The sequence below is a fragment of the Dactylosporangium sp. McL0621 genome, assembly GCF_049995355.1.
In the GTDB taxonomy this organism is placed as follows: Bacteria; Actinomycetota; Actinomycetes; order Mycobacteriales; family Micromonosporaceae; genus Dactylosporangium.
In genome coordinates this window covers 7269671-7293773 of record NZ_CP188259.1, presented here as the reverse complement: position 1 = coordinate 7293773, position 24103 = coordinate 7269671, and the positions used below count along the sequence as shown (strand labels likewise).

Here is a 24103-nt window from a genome sequence, read left to right as displayed (position 1 = left end):
TGGCTGTTCGTGTGGTCAGTCTGTTCGTGTGGTCAGTCTGTTCGTGTGGTCAGTCGAGGAGGGTGAAGACGTTCCAGCCGGAGCCGATCTGGACGGCGGGGTCCCAGGAGGTGCCGTCGATGGCGGTGACCCCGCTCTTGTGGGGGTAGGCCTTGAGCAGGCCGTTGCCGGCGGTGGTCCGGCCGATGATTTCGGGCAGGCCGTCGTTGGTCAGATCGCCGTAGAGCACGGCGTCGTAGATGTTCCAGCCCGACCCGATCTGCAGCGCCGCATCCCAGGAGGCGCCGGCGATGGCCGGGGTGTTCGCCTTGTGCGGGTAGGCCGTCAGCAGCCCGTTCCCGGCAGTGGTGACACCGAGCAGCTCCGGGTACCCGTCACGGTTGAGGTCAGCCAGGGCGATGGTGGCGTAGATGTCCCACCCGGACCCGATCTGCACCGCCGGGTCCCAGGAGGTGCCCTGGATCGCGGTCACCCCGGCCTTGTGCGGGTAGGCCATCAGCAGCCCGTTCCCGGCGGTGGTCCGGCCCAGCAGCTCCGGCAGACCGTCGTGGTTGAGGTCAGCCACGAACACCTGGTCGTAGACGTTCCACCCCGACCCGATCTGATACGGGGCGTCCCAGGAGGTGCCCGCGATCGCGGTCACCCCGTGCTTGTGCGGGTACACCATCAGGATGCCGTTCCCGGTCGGATTCACCGCCACGATCTCGGGCAGGCCGTCGTTGTCCAGATCCGCGAACAGGAACTGGTTGAAGATGTTCCACCCCGAACCGATCTGGATCGGGTTATCCCACGCCGTCCCCGCCACCGACGTCACACCCGCCTTGTGCGGATACGCATGCAGGCTCCCGTCAGCCTTGCGACCGATCAGCTCCGGCAGACCGTCACCGTTGAGATCGGCGAGCTGCCGGCCCGGCTGTACCTGGACCGGCTCGGTCGGCGCGGCCAGGTTGACGTCCAGGTAGTCGCTGTCGATGTTGATGGTCACGCCGCCGTAGGTTTCGTCGTGGCCGCCGGTGTACTGGTGGATGCGCTGGTGGTCCGACCACATGGTGCTCGGGATGGCCGGGTCGGACGTGTTGGCCGCGGTGCCCCAGTGCGCGAAGTCGATGATGTCGGGCATCTCGTAGTCGTTGTAGTGGTCGACGAGGTCCGAGATGCCGGACGAGACGCTGCTGTACATGCCCGAGTTGTAGCCCTTGGCGTGCAGTTCCTTGGTCCAGGCGTCCATGAAGACCATGACCGTCGTCGTGGAGCTCGAGCCGTACTGCTCCATGTCGAAGATGATCGGGCTGTTCTTCGCGAAGCCGAGCGCCGCCGCCTTGGCCGCGGCGTCGTCGGCCTCGGCTTTGCCGTCGGCGGCGGGTGAGGTGATGTGGCTGCAGCCGCCGCACGTTGTGGCGGGGGCCTGCTTCCCGACGTACAACAGGAAGAAATGCCAGCCGGCCGCGACCTGGGCCGTCACGTAGGAGGCGGTGAGGTTCGGCTGCGAGCAGCTGCGGTTCTCGCCGCCGATGTAGACGCCCAGCGCCCGGTACGGCGAGGCCTTCCACGCGTTCATCGTCGACGAGCTCGGCGCCGTGCACGGGTCGAAGCCCTTGCCGGAGTAGTTCGTCGCGCTGATCGGCACCGCGGCCAGGGCCGGCGCCGACGTGCGCGGGTCGAGGGCCTTGGCGGCGCCGCTGGTCGAGACGCTCGCCATGATGCCGGCGGCCGCGGCGCGGTCGGGGCCGAAGGTGGCCTGGACGTGGACCGAGCCGGCGACCCGGTCGAACTGGCCCGGGGTCTCCCCGTCGGCCGGCGTGGCCGCCACGACCGGCTCGAGCAGGACGGCCTCGGTGCGGCCGAAGACGTGCGACGGGCAGCTCTGGTCGGCCGACGGCGTGCCGAGGTACACGGCGTGCACGTCGAACCGGACGCACGTGCCCGGCTTCGCGGCGAGGTCGACGACGGACCAGGTCGCCGGCACGGTGACCGACGTCCCGTTGAAGGTGATCCGGCGGTCGGCGGCCGGGGCCGCCTGCGCGGGATGGGCGACCGCGAGGATCGCCAGGGCGGACGCGGCGGCGGCGAGCGCCCGCAGCGTGGTGCGGCGGAGAGCCAAGGTCTGCTCCTTGTCGATGGAAGATACTGACTGCGACATTGGCAAGCGTCACTGCATTCGGGCTGTAGCCCGGCTGTAGCGCGCGACGGGCCGGCTCTGGGTGGTCTCGGCCCGGTACCGTTCGGCCGCGAACAGCCGCGTCAGCTCGTGCATGCCGAGGCGCGGCCGCCCGGCCGGGTCGTGGCCGGCGAGGTCGAGCAGGTGGGCGTCGACGAGCCGGGCCACGATCTCCTCGGCGGCCCGCGCCGGCACGCCGAGCAGCGGCGCGAGCGCCCACGACGGCACGTCCGGCCGGCCCAGGGTGGCCAGGCGGCCCAGGGCACGGCGGGCGTCGCGGTGCAGGGTCCGGTAGGCCCGCTGCAAGGCCGCCCGGACGTCCGGGCCGCCGCCGGCCGGCTCGTCCAGGCGCTCGTCGTCGTCGGTCGGCTTGTCCAGGTGTCGGTCGTCGGTCGACTCGTCCAGGCGCCGGCCGCCACCGGTCGACTCGTCCAGACGCCGGCCGCCACCGGCCGGCTCGTCCAGGTGCCGGTTGCCGGCGGGCGGCCACCCCGCCAGCTCGTCCAGGCGCCGGTTCGAGTCCGCCAGCCGCCCGGCCAGCGCGGCGACGGGCCAGCCCGGGTGGGCGGCGAGACGCTCGCCGGCCGGTCGCAGGGCCAGCGGCAGCCCGCTGCACGCCGCGACGATGGCGGCCGCCGCCTCCGGCTCGGCGCTCAGCCGCTCGGCGCCCACGATGCGCTCCAGGAACAGCCGGGACGTGTCGGGGTCGAACGCACCGATCTCGGTGCGGCCGGCGCCGGGCGGGCCGACCCGGCGGTACCGCGAGGTGATGAGCACCGCGCACGTCGGCGCGCCGGGCAGCAGGGGCGCGAGCTGGTCGTTGTCGCGGGCGTCGTCGAGGACCAGCAGCAGGCGGCGGCCGGCGAGCCGCTCCCGCAGCCGCACGGCCGGGTCCGAGCCGGCGCCGGACGGGTCGTCGCCGAGTGCGCGCAGCAGGCGCGCGAGCACGTCGGCCGGGTCGGCGGGCGCGTCGGTGCCGCCGCGCAGGTCGACGTGCAGCTGGCCGTCGGGGTAGTGCGCGGCCACCGCGTGCGCGGCCCGGTTGGCCAGGGTCGTCTTGCCGCTGCCGACCGCGCCCGTGACGACGTGGATCGGCACCGCCGGCACCGGACGCGCCGCGGTCAGCCCGGCGACGATCGCCTCGAGCTCGCGGTCCCGGCCGGTGAAGTCGGCGCGCCTCGCTCCACACCGCGTCGACGAGCCGGTCCGGCGGTACCGTCCGGCCGCGCTCGGCCAGCAGCGCGCCCAGCAGCAGGCGCGGTTTCGCGCCGCCGAGTGGGATCGGGCCCGCGTCCGTGACGACTTCGACCGGGCCGAGAATGCGGTACTCCAGCATGCTGCCCCCGTGGCAGTTGTGACCGTATCCGAACGACGACGAACGTCGATGTCAACCTGTCGGCGGGAGCCTGGCATCGTCCCGCACCGGCTGGGTATAGGTTCGTCACAGGTCGATGTATCGGCGGGGGGCGCGAGGTCGGCGATGGCGGTTGCACCGGCGATCGGGCTGCTCGGACCACTGGCGGTGACGGCCGGCGACGAGCCCGTCACGGTGGCCGGGCGGCATACGCGGGTACTGCTGGCGGCTCTGCTGTTGCAGCGCGACCGGGTGCTGCCGGTCGATCTGCTGATCGACACCGTGTGGGGCGACACGCCCCCGCGGACCGCCCGGGTCCAGATCCGCAACCGGATGGTCGGGCTGCGCAAGACCTTCGCCGGCCACGGCTTCGCCGACGTCATCAGCACCCGCGGCAGCGGCTACCTGCTGCCCGCCGCCCGGGTCGAGCTGGACCTGGACCGGTTCGACCGGCTGCTGGCCGAGGCCGAGCGGTACGCCGGCGCCGGGGCCGACGCTCCGGCCGTGCGGGCCCTCGATGAGGCCCTGGCGCTGTGGCGGGGCCCGGCGCTGGACGGGCTGACCGACTCGGGCCTGTTCAGCACGGCCCAGCGGCTGGAGAAGCGGCGCACCGACACCCGGGTCCGCCGGGCCGAGCTGCAGCTGCGGCTGGGCCGGGCGGCGGAGGCGATCGCCGAGTTCGCCGAGCTGGCCGAGCGCCACCCGTGGGACGAGCGGGTGGCGGCCCGGCTCATGACCGCGCAGCGCCTGGCCGGCCGCCCGGGCGAGGCGCTGCTCGCCTTCGACCGGTTGCGCCGTGCGCTCGCCGACGAGCTCGGCGTCGACCCCGGCGCGGAGGTCACCACCGTGCGCGACGACATCCTGCAGGGAGGCCCGGAGCCCGCGCGGACCGCCGGCCTCGTGCCCGGCATCCAGCAGGGCGGCCCGGAGCCCGCGCGAACCGGCCGCCTCCTGCCCGGCGGTCTGCAGAGCGCCCCGGAGCCCGCGCGGACCGCCCGCCTCGTGCCCGGCGTCCCGCAGAGCGCCCCGGAGCTCGCGCGGACCGGCCGCCTCGTGCCGCGAGAGCTGCCCCGGGACATCGCCGCGTTCGTCGGGCGCGCCGACGCCCTGCGCCGGCTCGACGCGGCGCTGGCGGCCGGCGGCGCGACCCCGCGGATCGCGGTCCTGGAGGGCACGGCCGGGGTCGGCAAGACCACCCTCGCCGTGCACTGGGCCCACCGGGTCGCCGAACGCTTCGACGACGGCCAGCTCTACCTCGACCTGGGCGGCTTCGCCCCGGCCGCGGCCGCCGTCGGGGCGGACAAGGCGGTGCGCCGCCTGCTCGAGGCGCTGCGGGTCCCGGCGGCCCGGCTGCCCTCGGCGCTGGAGGGCCAGATCGGGCTGTACCGCAGCATCATGGCCGAGCGCCGGATGCTCCTCGTGCTCGACAACGCCCGCGACGCCGAACAGGTCCGGCCGCTGCTGCCCGGCTCACCCCGCAGCATGGTCGTGGTGACCAGCCGCAACCAGCTGCTGAGCCTGGCCGTGAAGGATGGCGCCCAGCGGCTCCGCCTCGACGTCATGCCCAGCGGCGAGGCCGGCGTGCTCTTCACCGGCCGGGTCGGGGCGTCCCGCGTCGCCGCCGAGCCGCGCGCGGCCGACGTCATCGTGGCCCGCTGCGCCGGGCTGCCGCTCGCCCTCGCGGTGGTCGCGGCCCGCGTCGGCACCCGCCCCGGCCGCGCGCTGGGCAGCCTCGCCGACGAGCTGCGCGACGCCCAGGCGGGCCTCGACCCGTTCGACATCGGCGCCGCGGACACCGATGTCCGGGCGGTCTTCTCCTGGTCGTACCGCACGCTCGGCGAGCCGGCCGCCCGGCTGTTCCGGCTCCTGGGCCTGCACCCCGGCCCGGACGTCTCCCTCGACGCCGCCGTCAGCCTGGCCGCCCGCCCGCCGCGCGAGGTCCGCCGGACGCTGGCCGACCTGGCCCGCGCGCACCTCGTCACCCCCGGCGGGCCGGGTCGCTGGGCAATGCACGACCTGCTGCGGGTGTACTCCACCGAGCTGGCCCGGGCCCACGAGCCGGACGAGGAGCGGCGCGCCGCCGTGGTACGCCTCCTCGACCACTACCTGGCCACCGCCCACGCCGCGGCCGTGGGCTTCTGCCCGCACCGCCGCCCGATCGACCCGCCCCGGCCCGCCGCCGGCGTCGTCGCCCGGACGTTCGCCGACCGCGAAACGGCCGCGGCCTGGTTCGCCGCCGAGCGCCAGATGCTGCTCGCCGCGGTACGCCTGGCCGTGGACGCCGGGTGCTGGGGTCACGCCTGGCGCCTCGCCTGGTGCCTGGCCGACTTCCTCGACCACCACGGCCACTGGCACGACCTGGCTCGCCGTACAGCGCGACGGCTGGCGTGCGGCCCGCCGCACCGGCGACGTGCTCGCCGAGGCGCACAGCCACGCCGGCCTGGGCCGCGCCTACGGCCGCCGGGGCCGCCACGAGCGCGCCCTGCCGCACCTGGACCGCGCCCGGGAGCTGTTCGCCGAGCTCGGCGACGCGGCCGGCCAGGCCTACCTGCACCGCGGCATGGCCTTCAGCCTGGAGACGCTGGGCCGCCAGCCGGAGGCGATGGACCACGACCTGAGGGCGCTGGACCTGTACCGCCGCGCCGGCGACGAGGCCGGCCAGGCCAGCGCCCTCAACGGCATCGGCTGGTCCCACGCCCAGCTCGGCCGCCTCGAGGCCGCCCTGACCGCCTGCGGCGAGGCGCTCGAGCTGCACCGCCGAACCGGCAACCGCCACGGCCAGGCCTCGGCCATGGACAGCATCGGCTATGTCCTGCACCGCCTGGGCCGCCCGGACGAGGCCGGCCACCACTACGGCCGCGCGCTGGCCCTGTTCCGCGAGATCGGCGACCGCTTCTCCGAGGCCGACACCCTCACCCACATCGGCGACCTGCACCACGCGGCGGGCGACCCGGCCCGGGCCGTGGACGCCTGGCGCGGGGCCCTGACCATCCTCGCGGCCTCGGGCCACCCCGCGGCCGACGACATCCGGGAGCGCCTGGCCCGGCCCGTCCTGAACGCCGTCGCCAACGGGTGAGGCCGCCGCGTGACCGGTGGTGCTACAGCGGGCGGCCGTGCCAGCGGGCGAGTCCGGCCAGGGCCGCCCGCCGCCCGATCGCCGCGCCCGTCTCGTCGGTGTTGCGGAAGTGCACGCCCTCCCAGACGCGCGCGTCGATGTTGTCCTGGGTCAGCTCCGACCAGCGCCGGTACGTCAGCGTCACGTCCGTCGCCACCGCGCTCGTCAGCGTGAACGGGGCCCGCGGCGGCCCGGCGAGCGACTCCAGTACCGCCTGGGCCGCGCCCGCGTAGGTGGTGTGCCCCGACGGGTACTCCGGATGTGCGGGCGTGGCGAGGAACGGCGTCCACGCCGGGTCGGGCGCGACGGAACCGGTCCGGATCGCGGTGACCGGGCGCCAGAACAGGTGGCGGTACTTCGCCTTGTACGTCGTGATCTGCGCGTCGATCGTCGCCGCGTGGAACAGGGCGACGAGCGCGACCCGCTGGGCGAGCGGGCGGCGGTCCGCGGCGTGCGAGCCGTGCGGCGCGACGGTCGTGCGCAGCGCGCCGGTGAAGCCGTTGAGCGAGGTCTGCGACCAGAACCGGGCCACCGCGGTCTGCTGCGGGGTGCGTACGGTGCTGTCCACCGCCCCGACCGCCCGCGACTCGGCGAGGTCGCGCAGGTAGACGGCGCTGCCGAGGGCCGGCGGGGGCCCGGGCTGCAGCGGGTCGACGCTGCGCACCAAGAACGGCCGCCCGTCGCCCTGTCCGGACTGCACGGCCCCGGCGAAGGCGGGCGGCGTCGGCTGCCACACGCCGGGGGCGGCCGCCGGCGGCGTGAACGGCCGGTTGACCGAGGCGGGGTCGAGCCCGTCGCCGGCCCGTTCGGCGAGCAACGCGCGGGCGGCGTCGACGCCGGCGGCGACGGCCGGGTCCGGGTGGCGCACGCGGAGCCGGGCCAGGGTGGCGGCGAGGGCCACGTCGAGCGCCGGCGCGGCGGCCGGGTTGGTGGTGATGAGCGTTTCGTGTACCGCGGCGGCCAGCGCCAGTTCCGCGTCGGCGCCCGGGCGCACGGCGGCCACCGCGCGCCCGGCGGCGATCCAGGCGATGGCCCACGTGCGGCTGTTCGTCACCTGCTGGGGCCCGGTGATGACCCCGATGGTGGTGGCGGTGCGGTCGTACCACTCCAGCAGCGTGTCGGCGCGCGGCACGGATGCGCGGGCCGCGGACGGGATCAGCACGGTGGCGGCGCCCGCGCCGGCGGCGGTCGCGAGCACGGCCCGGCGAGTCAGAGGCTTCGATGAGAACACGTCGTGACCATAGTAGTTATTTCCGATCGACTCAATAGGGAATCGCGGACGGCTTGCAGATTAGTCTGCGCGGCGATAATCTCTGCGCAGACTAATTAAGGAGAAGGCCATGTGGGAGTACGAGTACGCCGCCGACAGCACCGCCAACCCCGCCGCCGTCTGGGCCGTCTGGGCCGATGTGCCGTCCTGGCCGGCCTGGAACGCCGGGGTCGCCGAGATCGCCGTCGACGGGCCGTTCGCGCCCGGGACCCGCTTCACGATGACCCCGCCGGGGGAGGAGCCCATTTCGATGCAACTGACGGAGGTGGTACCGGGGGAGCGCTTCACCGACGTCATGGACGCCGGCGACTTCCAGGTCACGACCGTCCACCGCCTCGAGGCGCTCCCGACCGGCGGCACCCGGGTGGTGTACCGCACCGAGATCACCGGCCCCGCCGCCGGCCACGTCGGCCCCGAGCTCGGCCCGGCCATCACCGCCGACTTCCCCGACGTCGTCGCGGCGCTGTGCCGCCAGGCGGAGGCCGTCCCGGCCGCCGGGTAGAGGATCCGAGGATGCCGAAACAGCCCGACGAGAGCCCCGGCTTCCTGCTGTGGCACGTCACCCTGCGCTGGCAGCGCGCCATCGCGGCCGCGCTGCACCCGCTGGATCTCACCCACGTGCAGTTCGTGCTGCTGGCCAGCGCCTGGTGGCTCAACCGGGCCGGCGAGGCGCCCCGCCAGCACGCCCTGGCCGCCCATGCCGGCACGGACGTGAAGATGACCTCGCAGGTACTGCAGAAGCTCGAGGACAAGGGGCTCGTCGAGCGGGCCGTCGACCCCTCCGACACCCGGGCCAAGCTGCTGCGGGTCACGGAGCGCGGCGCCGCGGTGGCCCAGCGGGCGATCGAGGTCGTCGAGGCCGCCGACGCCCGGTTCTTCGCCGCCACCCCGGACGCGCGCGGCCTCGTCGACCTGCTCCGTCCCCTGGCCGCCCGCCGCTGAGAGTAACGCTTCCGGTGGGTCACCCAGAAAATCTGTGCCGGAGGGACTAGACATGCTGGGCGGTCGCGGCTAACGTTCATGGGGTACACAACAGAGGGAACGAAAAGACGCTGACGGAACGCCCCGACAGCTGGGCGTAGAGCGGTACGAGGTTGGGTGAGCCAGAGATTTCGTTGGTGGCATCGCCCGTAGGACGAGTTCCACCCGCTGGTGAGGTCGTGAAGTTGCGTGGACCTCAGGCCGGCGGACAGCGACAAGGCAAGGCAACGAGAAGCAGAGGAAAGGGAGGGGCGCACACCGTTGGATCGCCCGTACCGGCACAGTTCAGCCGGTCGGACACCGTAGTTTCCATCGAACGAAAGGTGGTCTCCGGTCACGCTTATGCGATCCTCGCACCCGGCGCTGTCTGTGGCGTTCGGGGCGGATTCAACAAGCCGACGGACGTGTCGGTAGATGGTGTTCAACCCATAACCTTGGGCCCCGGTGCTACCGCGCCGGGGCCCTCAACACGCGCGGAGGCAATATGGCCCAACCGGATGACATGTTCGGCGACGAGGACTACCCCGCCTACACGATGGGCCGGGCCGCGGAAATCGTCGGCACCTCGCAGGACTTCCTGCGCCGCCTCGACGAGCTGAAACTGATTACCCCCCACCGCTCCGCCGGCGGACACCGGCGCTACTCCCGCTACCAGCTTCGCCTCGCCGCCCGCGCCCGGGAAATGGTCGACCAGGGCACCGCCGTCGAGGCCGCCTGCCGGATCATCATCCTCGAGGACCAGCTCGAAGAGGCGCTGCGCATCAACGAGGCCCGCAACCCGAACTGACCCACCCGCCCGGCGCCCCGAAGCGGCATGATCGCGACTTCGATCAGGAATCGAGAAGCACGGGGTTCCGGGCACCCCATAGGCTCAACCGCATGACGAACACCGAGAACATGGGCATCCAGACAGTGCTCCACCCCGTCGCCGACCTCGAGAAGGCCAAGCCCGTCTACACGGCGCTGCTCGGCATCGAGCCCCAGGCCGACTCCCCGTACTACGTCGGCTACACGCACGCCGGGCAGCAGATCGGCCTCGTGCCGGACCGTGGCGGCCACACCGACTCGACCCCGGTCGCCTACTGGCACGTGGCGGACATCGCGGCGAAGATCGCCGAGGTCACCGCGGCCGGGGCCACCGTCAAGGACGCGGCGCGCGACGTGGGCGGCGGGCGGCTCGTGGCCACCGTCGTCGATGTCGACGGCAACGTGCTCGGTCTGCTGCAGGACCAGTGACCGCAGCCCGATCCCGCGCGGAGCGCCTCGCCGGCACGCAGGAGCGGCTCGCCCAGGACGTCGACGTGTGGGTCGCCAGCGCGTCGACGGAGGGGGAGCCGTACCTGGTGCCGCTGTCCTTTGACTGGGACGGCGAGGCGCTGCTCGTGGCCACCCAGGCCGCGAGCCCGACCGGGCGGAACCTGATCGCGACGCGGAAAGCGCGGGTGGGGCTCGGCCTCACCCGCGATGTGTCGATGATCGACGGCGACGTCGAGGTGCTCGCGATCGACGCGCTGCCGCAGGAGGCCGGCGACAGGTTCGCCGCGCGGAGCGGGTTCGACCCGCGCGAGTACGGCGCCTCGTACCGCTGGTTCCGCATCACGCCCCGCCGCGTGCAGGCCTGGCGCGAGGAGAATGAGCTGCGCGGCCGCGAGATCATGCGCGACGGGCGCTGGCTTTCCTGACGAGGAGACGTACATGAGCAAGCACGCTGCTGACAGCCATGACCTGATCCGCGTGCACGGTGCACGCGAGAACAACCTCAAGGACGTCAGCATCGAGCTGCCGAAGCGCCGGCTGACCGTGTTCACGGGCGTCTCCGGCTCGGGCAAGAGCTCGCTGGTGTTCGGCACGATCGCGGCGGAGTCGCAGCGGCTCATCAACGAGACGTACAGCGCGTTCGTGCAGGGCTTCATGCCGTCGCTCGCGCGGCCCGAGGTGGACCGGCTCGAGGGGCTGACCACCGCGCTCGTCGTCGACCAGCAGCGCCTGGGCACCGACCCGCGGTCCACCGTCGGTACCGCGACCGACGCCAACGCGATGCTGCGGATCCTCTTCAGCCGGCTCGGCACGCCGCACATCGGCGGGCCGAACGCGTTCTCCTTCAACGTGCCGTCGGTGCGGGCCACCGGCGCCATCACCGTCGAGCGCGGCAACCGCAAGACGGAGCGTGCCACGTTCGAGCGCCTCGGCGGGATGTGCCCGCGGTGCGAGGGCCGCGGGTCCGTCACCGACCTCGACCTGACCCAGCTGTTCGACGAGAGCAAGTCGCTCAGCGAGGGCGCGATCACGGTGCCCGGGTACAGCATGGACGGCTGGTACGGCCGGATCTTCCTCGGCTGCGGGTACTTCGACGTCGACAAGCCGATCAAGAAGTACAACAAACGGGAGCTGCACGACTTCCTGCACAAGGAGCCGACGAAGATCAAGGTCGACGGGATCAACCTGACCTACGAGGGCCTGATCCCGAAGATCCAGAAGTCGATGCTGGCCAAGGACGTCGAGGCGATGCAGCCGCACATCCGCGCCTTCGTCGAGCGGGCGGTCACGTTCCAGACCTGCCCCGACTGCGAGGGCACCCGGCTGACCACGGCGGCCCGCTCCTCGAAGGTCGCGGGCATCAACATCGCCGAGGCGTGCGCGATGCAGATCAGCGACCTCGCCGAGTGGGTCCGCAAGCTCGACGAGCCGTCGGTGGCACCGCTGCTGGAAGGGCTGCGGCACGCGCTGGACGGCTTTGTGGAGATCGGCCTGGGGTACCTGTCCCTGAACCGCCCCGCCGGCACGCTGTCGGGCGGCGAGGCCCAGCGGGTCAAGCTGGTGCGCCACCTCGGCTCGGCGCTCACCGACGTGACGTACGTCTTCGACGAGCCCACCGTCGGCCTGCACCCGCACGACATCGCGCGCATGAACGACCTGCTGCGGCAGCTGCGCGACAAGGGCAACACGGTGCTCGTCATCGAGCACAAGCCGGAGACGATCGCGATCGCCGACCACGTCGTGGACCTCGGCCCGGGCGCCGGCACCGCGGGCGGCCAGATCTGCTTCGAGGGCACCCTGGCCCAGCTGAAGAAGAGCGACACGGCCACCGGCCGGCACCTCGCCGACCGGGTCGCGCTCAAGGACACGGTCCGCAAGCCGACCGGGATGCTGGAGATCCGCGGCGCGAACGCGCACAACCTGCGCGACGTCGACGTCGACATCCCGCTCGGCGTGCTGACCGTCATCACCGGCGTCGCCGGCTCCGGCAAGAGCTCCCTCGTGCACGGCTCGATCCCGCCCGGCGCCGGGGTGGTGTCGGTGGACCAGGGCGCCATCAAGGGTTCCCGGCGCAGCAACCCGGCGACGTACACCGGGCTGCTCGAACCGATCCGCAAGGCGTTCGCGAAGGCCAACGGCGTCAAGCCGGCCCTGTTCAGCGCGAACTCCGAGGGCGCCTGCCCGACCTGCAACGGCGCCGGGGTCGTGTACACCGACCTGGGCATGATGGCCGGCGTGTCCTCGGTGTGCGAGGAGTGCGAGGGCAAGCGCTTCGAGGCCTCGGTGCTGCGGTACAAGCTCGGCGGGTACGACATCAGCGAGGTGCTCGCGATGCCGGTCACCGGGGCCGAGGCGTTCTTCGGCGCCGGCGAGGCCCGTCTGCCCGCCGCACACGCCATCCTCGAGCGGCTCGCCGATGTGGGCCTGGGCTACCTCGGCATCGGCCAGCCGCTCACCACGCTCTCCGGCGGCGAGCGGCAACGGCTGAAGCTGGCCACGCACATGGCCGACAAGGGCGGCGTGTACGTCCTCGACGAGCCGACCAGCGGCCTGCACCTCGCCGACGTGGCGCAGCTGCTGGGGCTGCTGGACCGGCTGGTCGACGCGGGCAAGTCGGTGATCGTGATCGAGCACCACCAGGCCGTCATGGCCCACGCGGACTGGATCATCGACCTCGGCCCGGGCGCGGGCCACGACGGCGGCCGCATCGTGTTCGAGGGCACCCCGGCCGACCTGGTCGCGGCGCGCTCGACGGTGACCGGCGAGCACCTCGCGGAGTACACCCGCCGCTGAACCGGCACATCGATGGATCTGGCATCGTGACCGGCATGGACCATCACGACCGGTTCCGTCGCGCGGCGAGCGAGGCGGGCATCCCGCAGGACGAGGTCAGCACGTTCGCCAGGTTCCTGCGATTCGCGATCTGGGCGGTCGAGCGCCGCGACAACGGCGTGCTCGTCGGGCATCCCAAGGGCATCCCGCCCGGGCAGACCGCCGACGTCCCGGTCGGCCGGGCCGGCGGGCGGCCCCGGCTGCCGGTCGGCGTGCAGTGGCCGAGCGGCCCGGGCGGCCCGCTGCCCTTCGTCGCGTCCTTCGACTGCGCGGCGCTGCCGGAGGCCGGCGGGTTCGCGCTGCCGCCGGACGGCTCGCTGCTCGTCTTCCTGCACCACGAGTGGGCCTACCAGACCTTCGACCGCGTCGACGAGCAGGAGCACGCGCGGATCGTCTACGTGCCGGCCGGCACCGACACCGCGACAGCGGACGAGCCGGACCACGAGGAGCACATGTTCAGCACGATGCGCGGGTTCGTCGGCCCGGAGCGCGTCCTGTTCGCCGTCGTCCATGCGGAGCGGCCCGACTGGCTGGACAACGACGAGGACGGGGAGGGCGAGGGCGGCCTGTCCGACTTCCAGCGGGAGCTGATACGTGACCTGCCCCACCGCCGGGAGCTCTGTGCCCTGGCCGAGCGCCTCTGGCCGGACGGGACCTACGCCGAGTTCAAGTTCGGCGGCTACACCCGGGTCATCGGCGAGATGCAGACCGAGCACCTGTACACCGGCCCGGAGCTGACCCTGGCCGAGGAGAACCTCGAGGCCCGGCAGGAGGCCGCCGACCTGGTCATCGCGCCGGGGCAGGAGGACTTCCGGCTGGAGGAGGAGTTGCACCGGGTCATGGCCGAGTGGGTGCCGCTCGTGCAGTTCGATCCCGGTGACGACGTCTACATCGGCCGGTTCCTGATCCGCGTCGACGACCTGGCCGCCCGCCGATTCGAACGGGCCATGTCCTGCACCGCCTTCACCGAATAGGTGTGAGCCCGGCGACACGACCGTCACCGTCACCTGGACCCCGGCACCGGCAGCGTCGTCTACCACGCGTCGGCGGTCCCGACCGGGCAGTCCACGCCCGTCCTGGCTTGCACCCAGGCCTCGCCCGGCACGTCGTGCACCATCAACGGGCTGTCGAACGGCACGAGCTACACCATCACCGTCGTCGCGGTCGCCGGCGGGACCATCAGCTCGGACCCCAGCGCCGCCCGGGAGGCGACGCCCAGCATCGCGCCCGGCGCGCCGGCCGTCACCGCCGTCGCCGGCAACGCCTCGATCACGGTCACCTGGGTCGCGGGCCCGGCCGGCTCCGGCATCAGCGGCTACCTGGTGACCGCCGACCCGGGGCCGGCGACCTGCGAAGCCGGCCCGGCCGACGGCAGCTGCGTGCTCGGCGCGGGCGCCGGCCGCACGTACACGGTCTCGGTGGTCGCGAAGGGCGTCCACGGGCGCAACTCGGCGGCGGGCGTGCCGGGCAGCGTGACGCCCGCGCTGCCGCCGGTACCGCGCACCCCGCCGGCGGCGGACGCCACCCTCACCACGGACAAGGGCGCCATCAGCACCGCCGTGCCGGGGGAGCGGATCACGGTGCTCGGACACGACTTCGCGCCGTACTCGACGGTCCGGATCTCGGTGTTCTCGGCCCCGGTCGCACCGGCTCAGCTGACACCGCGAGCGTCAGCGGGGTGGGCCGGGGCTGGGAGGAGGCCGGGCACCCCGGCGGCGGCGACTCATGACCGCGCCCATCTCTGGTTGTCGCCGCCGTTGCAGCTCCAGATCTCCAGCAGGGTGCCGTTCGCGGTGGCGTTGCCGGTCGCGTCGAGACACTTGCCGGAGCCGGCGCCGACCACGGTGCCGTCGGCGTTCAGGGTCCACTGCTGGTTCGTCCCGCCGTTGCAGTCCCAGATCTGCACCTTCGCCCCGTCGGCGGTGCCGGCGCCGGCGACGTCGAGGCACTTCGTCCCGCCGTACAGCAGCAGCTGCCTCGACGAGCTGAGGGTGAGGACCTGGTTGGCGCCGCCGTTGCAGTCCCACAGCGCGAGCTGGGTACCGTTGGCCTGCGACAGTCCGGGCACGTCGGCGCAGCGCCCGGACTGCCGGCCCTTGAGCGCGAACGGGATGTCGCGCGTACTGCAGGTCGTCATGCCCGCGGTGTACGGGCACACGACTGTCGCGAAGCCGCCGCGGGTGGCGACGGGGACGCTGAGCGTGTCGGCGCTGGTGACGGTCCGGGTCTCGCGCAGCAGCCCGCCGGCGCCGTCGCGGACGGTCTCGGCCAGCCACTGCCCGCCGCCCAGGAACGACAGCGGGGAGCTGAACGTCTTGGCGGACAGAGCCGAGATGCCGCCGATGTACCAGCGCCCGCCGGCCCGCCGCGCGAAGTACGCCTCCTGGCCGGGCCGCCCGCCGAGCAGCCGGGTCTCGTCCCACGCGGTCGGCAGCTGGTCGAGGATGCGCAGGGCCTCGGGGTGGGCGCCGTAGCTCTCCGGGTTGTCGGCCAGGTGCTGCCAGCCGGACTCGAAGACGATCGCGGTGCCGAGCTCGTGCCCGTCGGTGGTGTCCCGGTTGGCCAGGCTGAACACGACCGGGGTGAAGTCCATGCTCGCGATGGCGTTGCGGGTGAAGGGCAGGATCGTGTTGAAGTCGGCCCGCAGGTACTGTTCGGCGCCGAACACCGCCTCGGCGGTCATCACGTGCGGCCAGGTGCGCTGCAGGCCGCGCGGGGTGGCCGCGCCGTGGAAGTTCACCATCAGCTGCAGCTGCGCGGTGCGGGCCAGGACGGCGTCGTACCACTGCAGCGTCGGCTGGGTGTCCTCGTAGATGAAGTCGACCTTGACGCCGGCCACGCCCCAGCCCTTGATGAGCGGCAGCCAGTTCTCGCGCTGCTGGGAGGTCTTGAGGTCGCCGGAGTTGAACCACAGGATGACCTGGACGCCCTTGGACCGGGCGTAGGTGACCACGTCCGGCACCCAGCTCGAGGACCAGCCCTCGTCGATGAGCACCGCGCTCCAGCCGTTGCGGGCGGCGAAGTCGATGTACTGCCGCTGCCGGTTCTGGTCCGACGGGCTGGCGTGCTCGGTCAGCCACGACCAGCTGACGGTGCCGGGGTGCACCCACGAGGGGTCGGCCACCTTGGACGGCGCGGCGAGGTCGTCGACGATCGTCGAGGTGGTGACGGTGCCGAGGTCGCCGACGGCGGCGGTGCGCCACGGGGTGCTCAGCGGCAGCGTCGTGCTGACGCCGCCGGCGAGGGCGGTGGTGTACGTCCCCGAGCCCGCCGCGTGCGTCAGGTAGGACGCGGCGTAGCGGCCGTCGAGGTCGGTCTCGGCGAGCAGCGCCCACCGCCCGCCGACCTCGAACAGCGCCGGGACCCGGTAGTTGCTGCCGGTCGGGGCGCCGCCGGCGGTGGCCTGGAACCAGCGGCCCTGGTCCTCGGCCTGGGGCGGGACCAGCCAGGCGTTCGACGCCGCCGGGACGCTCCACGACGACGCCTCGCGGCTCACCGTCACCGGGCCGGATCCCGGCAGCACGTACCGGTAGGCGGCGCCGGTGTTCGACGCCCGGACGACCACGTCGAGGCGGGCGCCGCCGCTGCCGGTGAACGACAGCGTCGTCTCGTTGTAGGTGCTGCTGCGGCTGCGCTGCTTGCCGGTCGTCATCGTGTAGGACTCGGTGACGGTCCGGTCGGCGCGCTGGGTGAAGGTCAGGTTCCGGGACAGGTCGGCGGCGGTGGTGACGATGCCGATCGGCGCGGGCGACAGCACCGTCTGCCCCTGGTTGGACACCGCGAACGTCAGGCCGCCGCTGTCGAGGCTGACCTGCGCGGCGGTGGTGCCCGCCGACGGCCCGGCGACCGTCCAGGTGGTGGCGGCGGACGCCGGGGCCGGCGTGACGAGGACGGCGGCGCCCGGGAGCACGACGGCGGCCGCGAATATCGACAGGGCTCTTCTCATGACCTCGCCCACTTCTGGTTGTCCCCGCCGTTGCAGGTCCAGATCTCCAGCAGGGTGCCGTTCGCGGTGCCGTTGGCGGTCGCGTCGAGGCACTTGCCGGAGCCGACGCCGGTCACGGTGCCGTCCGCGTTGACGTTCCACTGCTGGTTGGTGCCGCCGTTGCAGTCCCAGATCTGTACCTTGGCCCCGTCGGCGGTGCCCGCGCCGTCGACGTCGAGGCACTTGGTGCCGTACACCTGCAGCTGTTTCGAGGCGGTCGGCGTGAAGGTCTGGTTGGCGCCGCCGTTGCAGTCCCACAGCGCCAGCTGCGTGCCGTTGGTCTGCGACAGCGCGGGCACGTCGGCGCAGCGGCCGGAGCCGACGCCGCGCAGGACGCTGAGCACCGGGCCGGAGTTGGCCGTGACGCTGAGGTTGTCGAACTGGTCGGTCTGGTAGCCCACGACGCCGACGCCGGCCTGGCCGCTGCCGTAGGAGAAGTCGCTCGCGGTGCCGGCGGTCACGCCGTCGACGGTGGCGGTGATCTGCCCGCCGGAGAAGCCGAGCTTCAGGGTGTGCCAGGAGTTGAGCCCGAGCGCGGCGCGGCTGCCCGAGGCCAGGGTGGTGTCGGTGTTGGTGTTGCTGTGCTTGACGATCGACCAGGCGCCGGTGTTGGCGATGCGCAGCTGGTAGGCCGCCTGCCGGTTCTGCGGCCGGTTCTGGATGTTGGCCCGGCCCAGCAGCGTGACCGTGCCGGCCTGCTGCATGTTCACGTCCAGGCTGACCGTGTAGTTGGTCCAGCCGGAGTCGCCGAAGAGGGTGTAGGCGTCGCTGTCGTCCTGCCAGTTGATCGGCCGTTGCGGCGCGACCTGCTGCAGGCAGGTGCCGGACCGGCCGGCGGCGCAGGCGCGGGTCTCGAAGGAGCCCTGCATGTCCTCGGTGTAGCGGGGCTGCTTGCGCACCGCGTAGCCGTCGAAGGTGTCGGAGTACGGCAGCGCGAGGCCGTGCGTGGCGGGGCTCGCGGCGCCGCCCTTGGCCTGTCCGGTGGTGGTGGTCAGGGTGTAGATGCGGTTGGGCTGCATGGTCAGGCTGTAGGCGCCGCCGGACGGGCTGACGTCGGCCTGCTTCACGAACCAGTCGGCGGGGTTGTCCGAGCCCATGTCGGTCGCCCAGACGTGCACGGTACCGGTGCTCAGGCCGCCGGAGACGGTGACGTTGACGGTCTGCGTCGACGTGGTGCCGCTGGTCTCGTAGACCGTGGTGTAGTCGGTGTTGTTCGGCGACTTCAGCGACACGTAGCTGCCGTTGGCCCGGTTGCCGCCGAGGTAGCCGCTGGCGGAGCTGTTGAGGTACTTCCAGCCCGGCTGGGTGAACTGCGCGTAGTGGGCGTTGGCCCACAGGTTCTTGCCGACCCGGTAGGCGCCGGACCACGGCGAGCCCGCGTCCATCAGCCCGACGGTGGCGTAGGGCAGGTTCGGGGTGATCGCGGCGATGAGCGGCCAGTTCATGTAGCCGGAGATCTCCGCGTCGAGGTAGCCGCGGTTGACCGTGCGGATGTAGGGCACGACGCCGCTCATGTCGTCCTGGGAGCCGAACTCGGAGGCCCAGAGCGGTTTGCCGCTGGATCGGGCGTTGGCGGTGGTACTGCAGGAGTCGGCCTGCGACAGGTACCCGCACACGTAGTGGTTGCCGAGCACGCCGACGGCGGTCTTCAGGGCCGGGTCGGCGGCGAACTCGTCGGCCATGCCCCAGCCGCTGTCGTCGCCGACGATCTGCACCGAGCCGAACCCGGCGTTGTTCAGGCCGGTCCGCAGGTTCTTGTACCAGCCGCTGTCGTGGCCGCGCTCGTTCCAGCCGCCGAGGTAGCCGACGTTGATGCCGTGGCCCTTGGCGCAGTTCAGCCACGCGATGTCGTAGTCGATCATGTCCTGCGACCAGAAGTTGCCGCCGCCGATCCAGCCCGGCGCGGTCCACGGCAGGGCGACGATGCGGATGCCGGGGTTGCGCGCCACGGCCTGCTCGCCGAGCCAGAACTCGTAGCCGGCGTCGCAGTTGACGTCCCCGCGCACGTGTTCGTGGCTGGGCTCGGAGCCGTCGGTGGAGTTGGCGTCGCCGCCGATCTCCAGCTTCAGCAGCTGGACGGCGGCGCCGTAATTGGGCTTGAACAGGTAGTCGAGGATCTGGCTGCGCTGGGGCTCGGGGTAGTCGACGAGCAGGCGGGAGTTGCCGCCGCCGCCGCTGATGGCGCCGACGCCGTCGAACGTGCGCCCGACGATGCCGCCGTTGACGTTGACCGTTGTGGTGGCGGCGCTCGCCGGGGCGGCGGCCGCCGTGACCGCGACCAGCAGGCTCGCCGCCGCGAGGGCGACGAGGCCGCGACGTGCATGGTGCATGGGACTCTCCTTCACTGTTTGGCGGAACAGGGTGAGAGAGGGGGAGCGGCATCACATCGATGGGAAGCCATGATCGAACATGTGCGATAACACCGTCGATGTCTCGGGAGACTTGTCGGCGGGCACGGTTCTGTCAAGGCCTGACATCGGGGGGCGGCGCCTAGCGGTCGGCCTCGTGGGACGAGTGGTCGGGCGCGTGGGCTTGCGTCGGTTGCCCGCATTCTGGCGTTTGGTTTCGTCAATATCTGCCCGAACGATGGCGGCGAGGGGATTGACGACCGTCAGGATCCGCGCTCTTGTTGCGTCGGATTTCGTTGGGAGATGTTGGATTGTCGTGCTTCCGCAGGCCCCGATGTCACATCCGCTCAGCCCGGTATTGGCGGCTCACCGATCACCTCGGCCCTGGCCGACCTCCAGGGCCAGTTCGTGGCCAACCAGAACCTCATCGCCGCGGCGGCGCTCATCGCGGCCACCCCGACGCTGGTGGTCTACGGACTGCTAGATCGCTGAGGTGCCGCCGTCGACAACCAGCTCCATGCCGTTGACGTAGCTCGAGTCGTCCGAGGCGAGGAACAACGCGGCCGACGCGATCTCCTCAGGGCGGCCCATCTTGCCCCGCGGGATCAGGGATTCGAACTGCGCCTTCATCTCCTCGTCGAACAACTCCTCCTGCTTCGGTGTGGCGACCTGGCCGGGGGTCAGCACGTTCACCCGGATCATCCTGTCCTTCAACTCGGACACCCACACCCGTGCGTAGGCGGGCAGCACGGCCTTGCTCGCCGCGTACACACTCCACTCGGGGTAGCCCTTGAGCGAAGCGTTCGACCCGGTCATGAAGATCGAGCCCCCATCGTTGAACAGCGGCAGCGCCTTCTGGACCGTGAACAGCGTGCCGCGCGCGTTGAGCCAGAAGGCGGCGTCGAAGTGCTCCTCGGTGATCTCGCCGAGCCTGCCCTGCTCGCCCGTCCCGGCACTTGCCCACAACACGTCGATCGCGCCCTTTTCCCGCTTGACCGTGTCGAACAAACGGTCCAGATCGTCGAGGTCTGCCGCGTCGCCCTGCACGCCTGTCACGTTCCGGCCGATCAGCCTGACGGCTTCTTCCAGCGCGTCCTTCCGCCGGCCCGAGATGAAGACATGAGCTCCTTCGTCAACGAACAACTTGGCACCGGCCAGTGCCATGCCACTTGTCGCGCCGGTGACCACCGCGATCTTGCCGTCGAGCTTGCCCACGATCACTCCATCCATTAGGTAACACCGACGTTATGTACACCGATCGGCGTGCTTAACGTATCGGACGGGGACGCGGCCCGCAAGCTATGCACACCGGTCGTTACCCAACTGGGCTACGCTTGGTGTGTGACGGAGTTGGAGAAGGGGCCGCGAGGCCTGCGCCGCGGCCGGGGCGCACGGGAGCGCATCCTCGGCGCCTCACAGCAACTGTTCCGGGACCAAGGCATCAACTGCACCGGCCTGGACCAGCTCTGCGCGGTGGCCCAGGTGTCCAAGCGCACGTTTTACCAGCACTTCACCGGCAAAGACGCGCTGATCGCCGAACACCTGCGCCGATTCGATCCCGACATCCTGCCCGAGGTGTTCGACCGCACCGACCTCACACCCCGCGAACGACTCCTCGCCGCCTTCGACATTCACGCGCCCCTGTGCCCGTTCATCGCGGCGGCCGTCGAGATCCACGACCCGGGCCACCCGGCCCGCGTAGAGGCCCGCGACTACAAGAAAGCCTTTGCCGCGCGGCTCACCGAAACCGCGCGCGAGGCCGGCGCCGCCGACCCCGAACAGCTCGGCGAACAACTGGCGCTGCTGCTGGATGGCGCCTCGGCCCGCAACCGAGTCCTCAACACCGAAACCTTCGCCACCGCCGCCGCCATCGCAGCGGTCCTCATCGACAACGCCATTCCTCCGGCGGCGGTGCCGCCCGGCACAGGCGGGAACCTGTCGGCCGGGACGGGGCCGCGCGCCGGATCCGGCGGCGAGCTCAGCCGACGTTGACGCCGAGGGAGAAGTTGAAGTTCCCCACGCCATAGCGGCCCAGACCGACGGACAGCAGGCCCGCGCCCTCCAGCCAGTGCGCCATGCTCAGGTCGCCGGTGTCCCGCGGGCGCAGTCCAAGGCTCTTGATGAACGCCGACACGCTCGCCTTGGCCTGCGCGTCGTCGCCGGCCATGAACACATCCAGCGGGCCGCCCGCCGCCAGGACGTCGCGGAACAGGGTGTTGAACGCCTTGACGACATGGGCGCTGCTGGGGGCGGCCTCGGCGACCATTTGCGCGATGGAGGTGTCTCCGGGGACGGCCAGCCCGGTGACGCTGGAGTTGAAGGGGTTGGTGATGTCGACGATGATCTTGCCGGCCAGCGCGTCCCCGTACTGGCTGACGACCGGCACGGCGCTGTCGAACAGCACGGCGAGGATCACGATGTCGCCGGCCGGGGTGGCGCCCCACGTTCCGGCCGTGGCGCCGGTGCCGAGTGCATCGGCCAGGGCCGCGGCCTTGGCCGCATCGCGACCCATGACTTCGACGGCGTTGCCGCCCTTGAGGGCCAGGGCGCCGATGGCGCTGGCCATGTTCCCCGAGCCGATGACGCTGATGCTGCTCATGATGTGCTCTCTTCCGCTGGGACAGCTGCCACTTGTGGGGCAGCGCTGCATCCGGCCCATCTGCCTGTGACGGCCGCTCCAAGCTCGTGATGCACCACCGCCGCCGTTATGTACACCGATCTGCGTACTTAAGGTACCGGATGGTCTGGTGCTCTGGCCACAGACGGGGGGTGAGCTGCAGCGCCGCGCTGAACGTAGTCGTTATATGTGATAACAGGAGCTGCGGGTCAAAGTCGTCGCGGTGTGGGCGGCCTGGGCCTGCGGTGGCGCGGGTGGCCACGGCCCGGCGGGTCAGCCGATGCAGCGGGAGCGGCGCAGTCAGCCGGTGCGGCGTGAACGACGGCGGACCGGGTTGTTGTTGCCGGCGGGGGGTGCGGCGTCGGCCGGGTCGCGCAGGGCCGGCAGCGCGATCTGCTCGCTGCGTGCGAGGTGCTGATGCACGGCGGCCGAAACCACCTCCGGGTCGCGCTGCCGGAACGCGTCGAGCAGCTCCTCGTGGGCCCGCTCGCGCCGCCGGTGCTCCTCCGGGTCGGGGTCGGGACGGCCGGAGCCGATGCGGATGTACCGCTCCGCGGCCCGCCACAGCGTCAGCAGGATCCGGACATCCCAGCTGGTCGCGGCCGGGGCAAGCAGCGCCCGGTGGAACTCGTGGTGCGCCTCGTAGATCTCGTGGATCGCGCGCTGCGCGTCGCCGAGCTCCACGACGTCGTGGCGCAGGCGGTCGAGGTCGGCCTCGGACAGCAGGCGGCAGGAGCGCTGGGCGATCTCCGGCTCGAGGCGGCGCCGCAGGCGGTAGATGCTCTGCAGCTCCTCCAGGTCGAGCGGGGCCACCACGGCGCTGCGACCGGGCCGCATGTGTACCAGGCCCTGACTCTCCAGGCTGCGCAGCGCCTCGCGGACCGGAATGATGCTGACCCGCAGCTGCTCGGCGATCTCGCGCAGTGAGAACTCCCGGCCGGGCGCCAGGTCGCCGGCGAGGATCGAGCGCCGCAGCTCGGCCATCACCTGCTCGGCGACGGATCGGGACTCAATAGGGCGGACCACCGCAGCAGGGCGCTCCACATCGCCTCCATCACGCCTCACGCGATATCAACTATAACGGCGCCCGGCCCGTTCCAGCCGCGCCACGGCGAGCGCCCTGACCTGGAAGCCGACGGCCGGACCATCCGCCTCTGGGCGCTGAGCGCGCGCCCCGGCGCTCCGATCGTCCGCTGTGCCACAGATCATGTTGCGCGTTCCGGACACGGGCGGTTCTGTGTGCCGGTGTCGTTTCAGCGGTACCGCCACGCGCTCGCTCTGACCGCCCTGCTCGTCGTCGGCGGCTGCTCCAGCAAGGCCCCCGCGCCGGTGCCGGCCCCGCCCTCGCCGTCCGCTTCGGCCGCGCCGGCGGTGGCCGCGCCGACGGTGCCCGTGCCCGTGGCCGGGCAGTGCTACGCGCGTCCGATCGCGACGGCCATCATGGGCGCGGCCCGCGTCGACTGCGCCCAGCCGCACCAGTCCGAGGTCACCGCCGTCGGCCGCCTGGACCTCACGACGCCCGAGCCGCCCGTCGCCGGGGCCAAGGAGCTGGCCGGCGCGGACGCGGAGTGCCGCACGAAGACCGCGGCCTATTCGGGTGTACCGCTGGGACGCCGCGGCGCCACCTATGAGCTGAGCGTTCCGCTGGCGGGGGACTGGCACGACGGCGCCCGCTGGTTCGCCTGCGAGCTGGTCATCGCGGATGCTGCCCCGGGGCTCGTCCAGGTGGCCACGGTCCAGGGTTCGCACGCCGCCGGGCAGACCGCGCTGGAACCGCACTGCTACACGCTGCGGCACCCGAACGACGAGCAGAGCATGACCGCGGCCCCCTGCGACAAGCCGCACGCCGCCGAGTTCGTCGGCGCGGTCACGATCGGCTACGGCGGGGCGGCCCCGGACGACGACAAGACCTCGGAACCGTACCTGGACCCGTGCCGCGACGAGATCGCCGCGCAGATCGGCGTCCCGGCGAAGACCGTCGACGCCAGGTGGAAGTACACGGTCTCGTACACGCCCGTCCGGGAACGCTGGGCCTCGAGCACACCGGTCGGGCTCTGCTACTTCGTGCTGTACAACGGCCGGACCGTCACCGGGTCCATCCTGGGCGGCAGGGGCCTCAAGTAGCGAGGTGCTCGACCCGGATCGCCGACGAGATCACCATGATCACGGGGGCATATGCCACCGGG

Annotated in this window: 21 protein-coding genes and 1 pseudogene; 12 read left to right on the top strand and 10 right to left on the bottom strand. The window is 72.2% G+C overall.

Going from position 1 to position 24103, the window contains the following annotated elements:
• Nucleotides 1-49: 49 nt before the first annotated feature.
• Both ACPPVO_RS34260 and ACPPVO_RS34255 read right to left on the bottom strand, forming a co-directional pair.
• Entirely contained in the window at nucleotides 50-2101 is a 2052-nt protein-coding gene (locus ACPPVO_RS34260; RefSeq protein WP_426502681.1) for a glycoside hydrolase domain-containing protein, read from the bottom strand.
• A gap of 48 nt (nucleotides 2102-2149) precedes the next feature.
• Complete coding sequence (locus ACPPVO_RS34255) at nucleotides 2150-3256, bottom strand: NB-ARC domain-containing protein (RefSeq protein WP_426502680.1); 1107 nt, start codon at nucleotides 3254-3256, stop codon at nucleotides 2150-2152.
• 286 nt (nucleotides 3257-3542) lie between these two features.
• Between ACPPVO_RS34255 and ACPPVO_RS34250 the strand changes: the two are divergent.
• Nucleotides 3543-5147, top strand: a pseudogene (locus tag ACPPVO_RS34250) (BTAD domain-containing putative transcriptional regulator); the annotation flags it as partial.
• A 775-nt stretch (nucleotides 5148-5922) separates the two neighbouring features.
• Complete coding sequence (locus tag ACPPVO_RS34245) at nucleotides 5923-6588, top strand: tetratricopeptide repeat protein (protein WP_426502679.1); 666 nt, start codon at nucleotides 5923-5925, stop codon at nucleotides 6586-6588.
• Between the two features lie 22 nt (nucleotides 6589-6610).
• Here the strand turns inward: ACPPVO_RS34245 and ACPPVO_RS34240 are convergent, their stop codons facing one another.
• Entirely contained in the window at nucleotides 6611-7858 is a 1248-nt protein-coding gene (locus ACPPVO_RS34240; RefSeq protein WP_426502678.1) for a vanadium-dependent haloperoxidase, read from the bottom strand.
• A gap of 109 nt (nucleotides 7859-7967) precedes the next feature.
• Here ACPPVO_RS34240 and ACPPVO_RS34235 point away from each other — a divergent pair, with 109 nt between their 5' ends.
• The 7 genes from ACPPVO_RS34235 (at nucleotide 7968) to ACPPVO_RS34205 (ending at nucleotide 13941) form a co-directional block, all read left to right on the top strand.
• Nucleotides 7968-8399, top strand: coding sequence for an SRPBCC family protein (locus ACPPVO_RS34235; RefSeq protein WP_426502677.1), 432 nt, complete (start codon nucleotides 7968-7970; stop codon nucleotides 8397-8399).
• Between the two features lie 11 nt (nucleotides 8400-8410).
• Nucleotides 8411-8839 carry a MarR family winged helix-turn-helix transcriptional regulator gene (locus ACPPVO_RS34230; RefSeq protein ID WP_426502676.1) on the top strand — a complete coding sequence of 143 codons (429 nt, stop codon included), beginning with the start codon at nucleotides 8411-8413 and terminating at the stop codon, nucleotides 8837-8839.
• 523 nt (nucleotides 8840-9362) lie between these two features.
• Nucleotides 9363-9665 (top strand): MerR family transcriptional regulator, encoded by a 303-nt coding sequence (locus tag ACPPVO_RS34225; protein WP_426502675.1) that lies wholly within the window; start codon nucleotides 9363-9365, stop codon nucleotides 9663-9665.
• Between the two features lie 92 nt (nucleotides 9666-9757).
• A complete protein-coding gene (locus tag ACPPVO_RS34220; protein WP_426502674.1) occupies nucleotides 9758-10114 on the top strand; it encodes a VOC family protein in 357 nt (118 codons plus the stop codon).
• Nucleotides 10111-10560, top strand: coding sequence for a pyridoxamine 5'-phosphate oxidase family protein (locus ACPPVO_RS34215; RefSeq protein ID WP_426502673.1), 450 nt, complete (start codon nucleotides 10111-10113; stop codon nucleotides 10558-10560). The genes ACPPVO_RS34220 and ACPPVO_RS34215 overlap by 4 nt, the downstream gene beginning before the upstream one ends.
• Nucleotides 10561-10573: 13 nt before the next feature.
• Nucleotides 10574-12928 (top strand): ATP-binding cassette domain-containing protein, encoded by a 2355-nt coding sequence (locus tag ACPPVO_RS34210; protein WP_426502672.1) that lies wholly within the window; start codon nucleotides 10574-10576, stop codon nucleotides 12926-12928.
• Between the two features lie 35 nt (nucleotides 12929-12963).
• Nucleotides 12964-13941, top strand: a complete 978-nt coding sequence (locus ACPPVO_RS34205) for a DUF1963 domain-containing protein (RefSeq protein WP_426502671.1) — start codon at nucleotides 12964-12966, stop codon at nucleotides 13939-13941.
• A gap of 167 nt (nucleotides 13942-14108) precedes the next feature.
• Here the strand turns inward: ACPPVO_RS34205 and ACPPVO_RS34200 are convergent, their stop codons facing one another.
• The 4 genes from ACPPVO_RS34200 to ACPPVO_RS34185 all read right to left on the bottom strand — a co-directional run bounded on the left by ACPPVO_RS34200 (nucleotide 14109) and on the right by ACPPVO_RS34185 (nucleotide 19282).
• Complete coding sequence (locus ACPPVO_RS34200) at nucleotides 14109-14276, bottom strand: hypothetical protein (protein ID WP_426502670.1); 168 nt, start codon at nucleotides 14274-14276, stop codon at nucleotides 14109-14111.
• A 6-nt stretch (nucleotides 14277-14282) separates the two neighbouring features.
• A complete protein-coding gene (locus tag ACPPVO_RS34195; RefSeq protein WP_426502669.1) occupies nucleotides 14283-14516 on the bottom strand; it encodes a hypothetical protein in 234 nt (77 codons plus the stop codon).
• A 174-nt stretch (nucleotides 14517-14690) separates the two neighbouring features.
• Nucleotides 14691-16913 carry a glycoside hydrolase family 97 catalytic domain-containing protein gene (locus tag ACPPVO_RS34190; protein WP_426502668.1) on the bottom strand — a complete coding sequence of 741 codons (2223 nt, stop codon included), beginning with the start codon at nucleotides 16911-16913 and terminating at the stop codon, nucleotides 14691-14693.
• Complete coding sequence (locus ACPPVO_RS34185; protein ID WP_426502667.1) at nucleotides 16910-19282, bottom strand: ricin-type beta-trefoil lectin domain protein; 2373 nt, start codon at nucleotides 19280-19282, stop codon at nucleotides 16910-16912. Before ACPPVO_RS34185 ends, ACPPVO_RS34190 begins: the two co-directional genes overlap by 4 nt.
• Nucleotides 19283-19603: 321 nt before the next feature.
• Between ACPPVO_RS34185 and ACPPVO_RS34180 the strand changes: the two genes are divergently transcribed.
• Complete coding sequence (locus ACPPVO_RS34180) at nucleotides 19604-19792, top strand: hypothetical protein (protein WP_426502666.1); 189 nt, start codon at nucleotides 19604-19606, stop codon at nucleotides 19790-19792.
• Here ACPPVO_RS34180 and ACPPVO_RS34175 read toward each other — a convergent pair.
• On the bottom strand, nucleotides 19781-20515 hold the full coding sequence (locus ACPPVO_RS34175; protein ID WP_426502665.1) for an SDR family NAD(P)-dependent oxidoreductase: 735 nt from the start codon (nucleotides 20513-20515) through the stop codon (nucleotides 19781-19783). The two genes, ACPPVO_RS34180 and ACPPVO_RS34175, sit on opposite strands and share 12 nt — an antisense overlap.
• Before the next feature lie 126 nt (nucleotides 20516-20641).
• Here ACPPVO_RS34175 and ACPPVO_RS34170 point away from each other — a divergent pair, with 126 nt between their 5' ends.
• Nucleotides 20642-21292: a TetR/AcrR family transcriptional regulator gene (locus ACPPVO_RS34170; protein WP_426502664.1), complete on the top strand. Its 651-nt coding sequence runs from the start codon at nucleotides 20642-20644 to the stop codon at nucleotides 21290-21292.
• Here the strand turns inward: ACPPVO_RS34170 and ACPPVO_RS34165 are convergent.
• Together ACPPVO_RS34165 and ACPPVO_RS34160 are read right to left on the bottom strand one after the other, a co-directional pair.
• Nucleotides 21279-21899, bottom strand: a complete 621-nt coding sequence (locus ACPPVO_RS34165) for an NADPH-dependent F420 reductase (protein WP_426502663.1) — start codon at nucleotides 21897-21899, stop codon at nucleotides 21279-21281. The genes ACPPVO_RS34170 and ACPPVO_RS34165 overlap by 14 nt on opposite strands.
• 318 nt (nucleotides 21900-22217) lie before the next feature.
• Nucleotides 22218-22961 carry a GntR family transcriptional regulator gene (locus ACPPVO_RS34160; RefSeq protein ID WP_426502662.1) on the bottom strand — a complete coding sequence of 248 codons (744 nt, stop codon included), beginning with the start codon at nucleotides 22959-22961 and terminating at the stop codon, nucleotides 22218-22220.
• 201 nt (nucleotides 22962-23162) lie between these two features.
• On the opposite strand from ACPPVO_RS34160, the gene ACPPVO_RS34155 reads away from it, so the two are divergent.
• The gene (locus tag ACPPVO_RS34155) at nucleotides 23163-24041 is read left to right on the top strand and encodes a septum formation family protein (protein WP_426502661.1); all 879 of its coding nucleotides are present in this window, start codon (nucleotides 23163-23165) and stop codon (nucleotides 24039-24041) included.
• Nucleotides 24042-24103 lie beyond the last annotated feature (62 nt).

Bases quoted from the DNA above. Each gene is read 5' to 3' on its own strand.
- ACPPVO_RS34225 (WP_426502675.1), top strand. From the start codon at position 9,363: ATGGCCCAACCGGATGACATGTTCGGCGACGAGGACTACCCCGCCTAC.
- ACPPVO_RS34235 (WP_426502677.1), top strand. From the start codon at position 7,968: ATGTGGGAGTACGAGTACGCCGCCGACAGCACCGCCAACCCCGCCGCC.
- ACPPVO_RS34220 (WP_426502674.1), top strand. From the start codon at position 9,758: ATGACGAACACCGAGAACATGGGCATCCAGACAGTGCTCCACCCCGTC.
- ACPPVO_RS34185 (WP_426502667.1), bottom strand. From the start codon at position 19,282: ATGCACCATGCACGTCGCGGCCTCGTCGCCCTCGCGGCGGCGAGCCTG.
- ACPPVO_RS34165 (WP_426502663.1), bottom strand. From the start codon at position 21,899: ATGAGCAGCATCAGCGTCATCGGCTCGGGGAACATGGCCAGCGCCATC.
- ACPPVO_RS34205 (WP_426502671.1), top strand. From the start codon at position 12,964: ATGGACCATCACGACCGGTTCCGTCGCGCGGCGAGCGAGGCGGGCATC.
- ACPPVO_RS34195 (WP_426502669.1), bottom strand. From the start codon at position 14,516: ATGGCGCCCTTGTCCGTGGTGAGGGTGGCGTCCGCCGCCGGCGGGGTG.
- ACPPVO_RS34230 (WP_426502676.1), top strand. From the start codon at position 8,411: ATGCCGAAACAGCCCGACGAGAGCCCCGGCTTCCTGCTGTGGCACGTC.
- ACPPVO_RS34190 (WP_426502668.1), bottom strand. From the start codon at position 16,913: ATGAGAAGAGCCCTGTCGATATTCGCGGCCGCCGTCGTGCTCCCGGGC.
- ACPPVO_RS34180 (WP_426502666.1), top strand. From the start codon at position 19,604: ATGTTGGATTGTCGTGCTTCCGCAGGCCCCGATGTCACATCCGCTCAG.
- ACPPVO_RS34210 (WP_426502672.1), top strand. From the start codon at position 10,574: ATGAGCAAGCACGCTGCTGACAGCCATGACCTGATCCGCGTGCACGGT.
- ACPPVO_RS34200 (WP_426502670.1), bottom strand. From the start codon at position 14,276: ATGCCGGAGCCGGCCGGGCCCGCGACCCAGGTGACCGTGATCGAGGCG.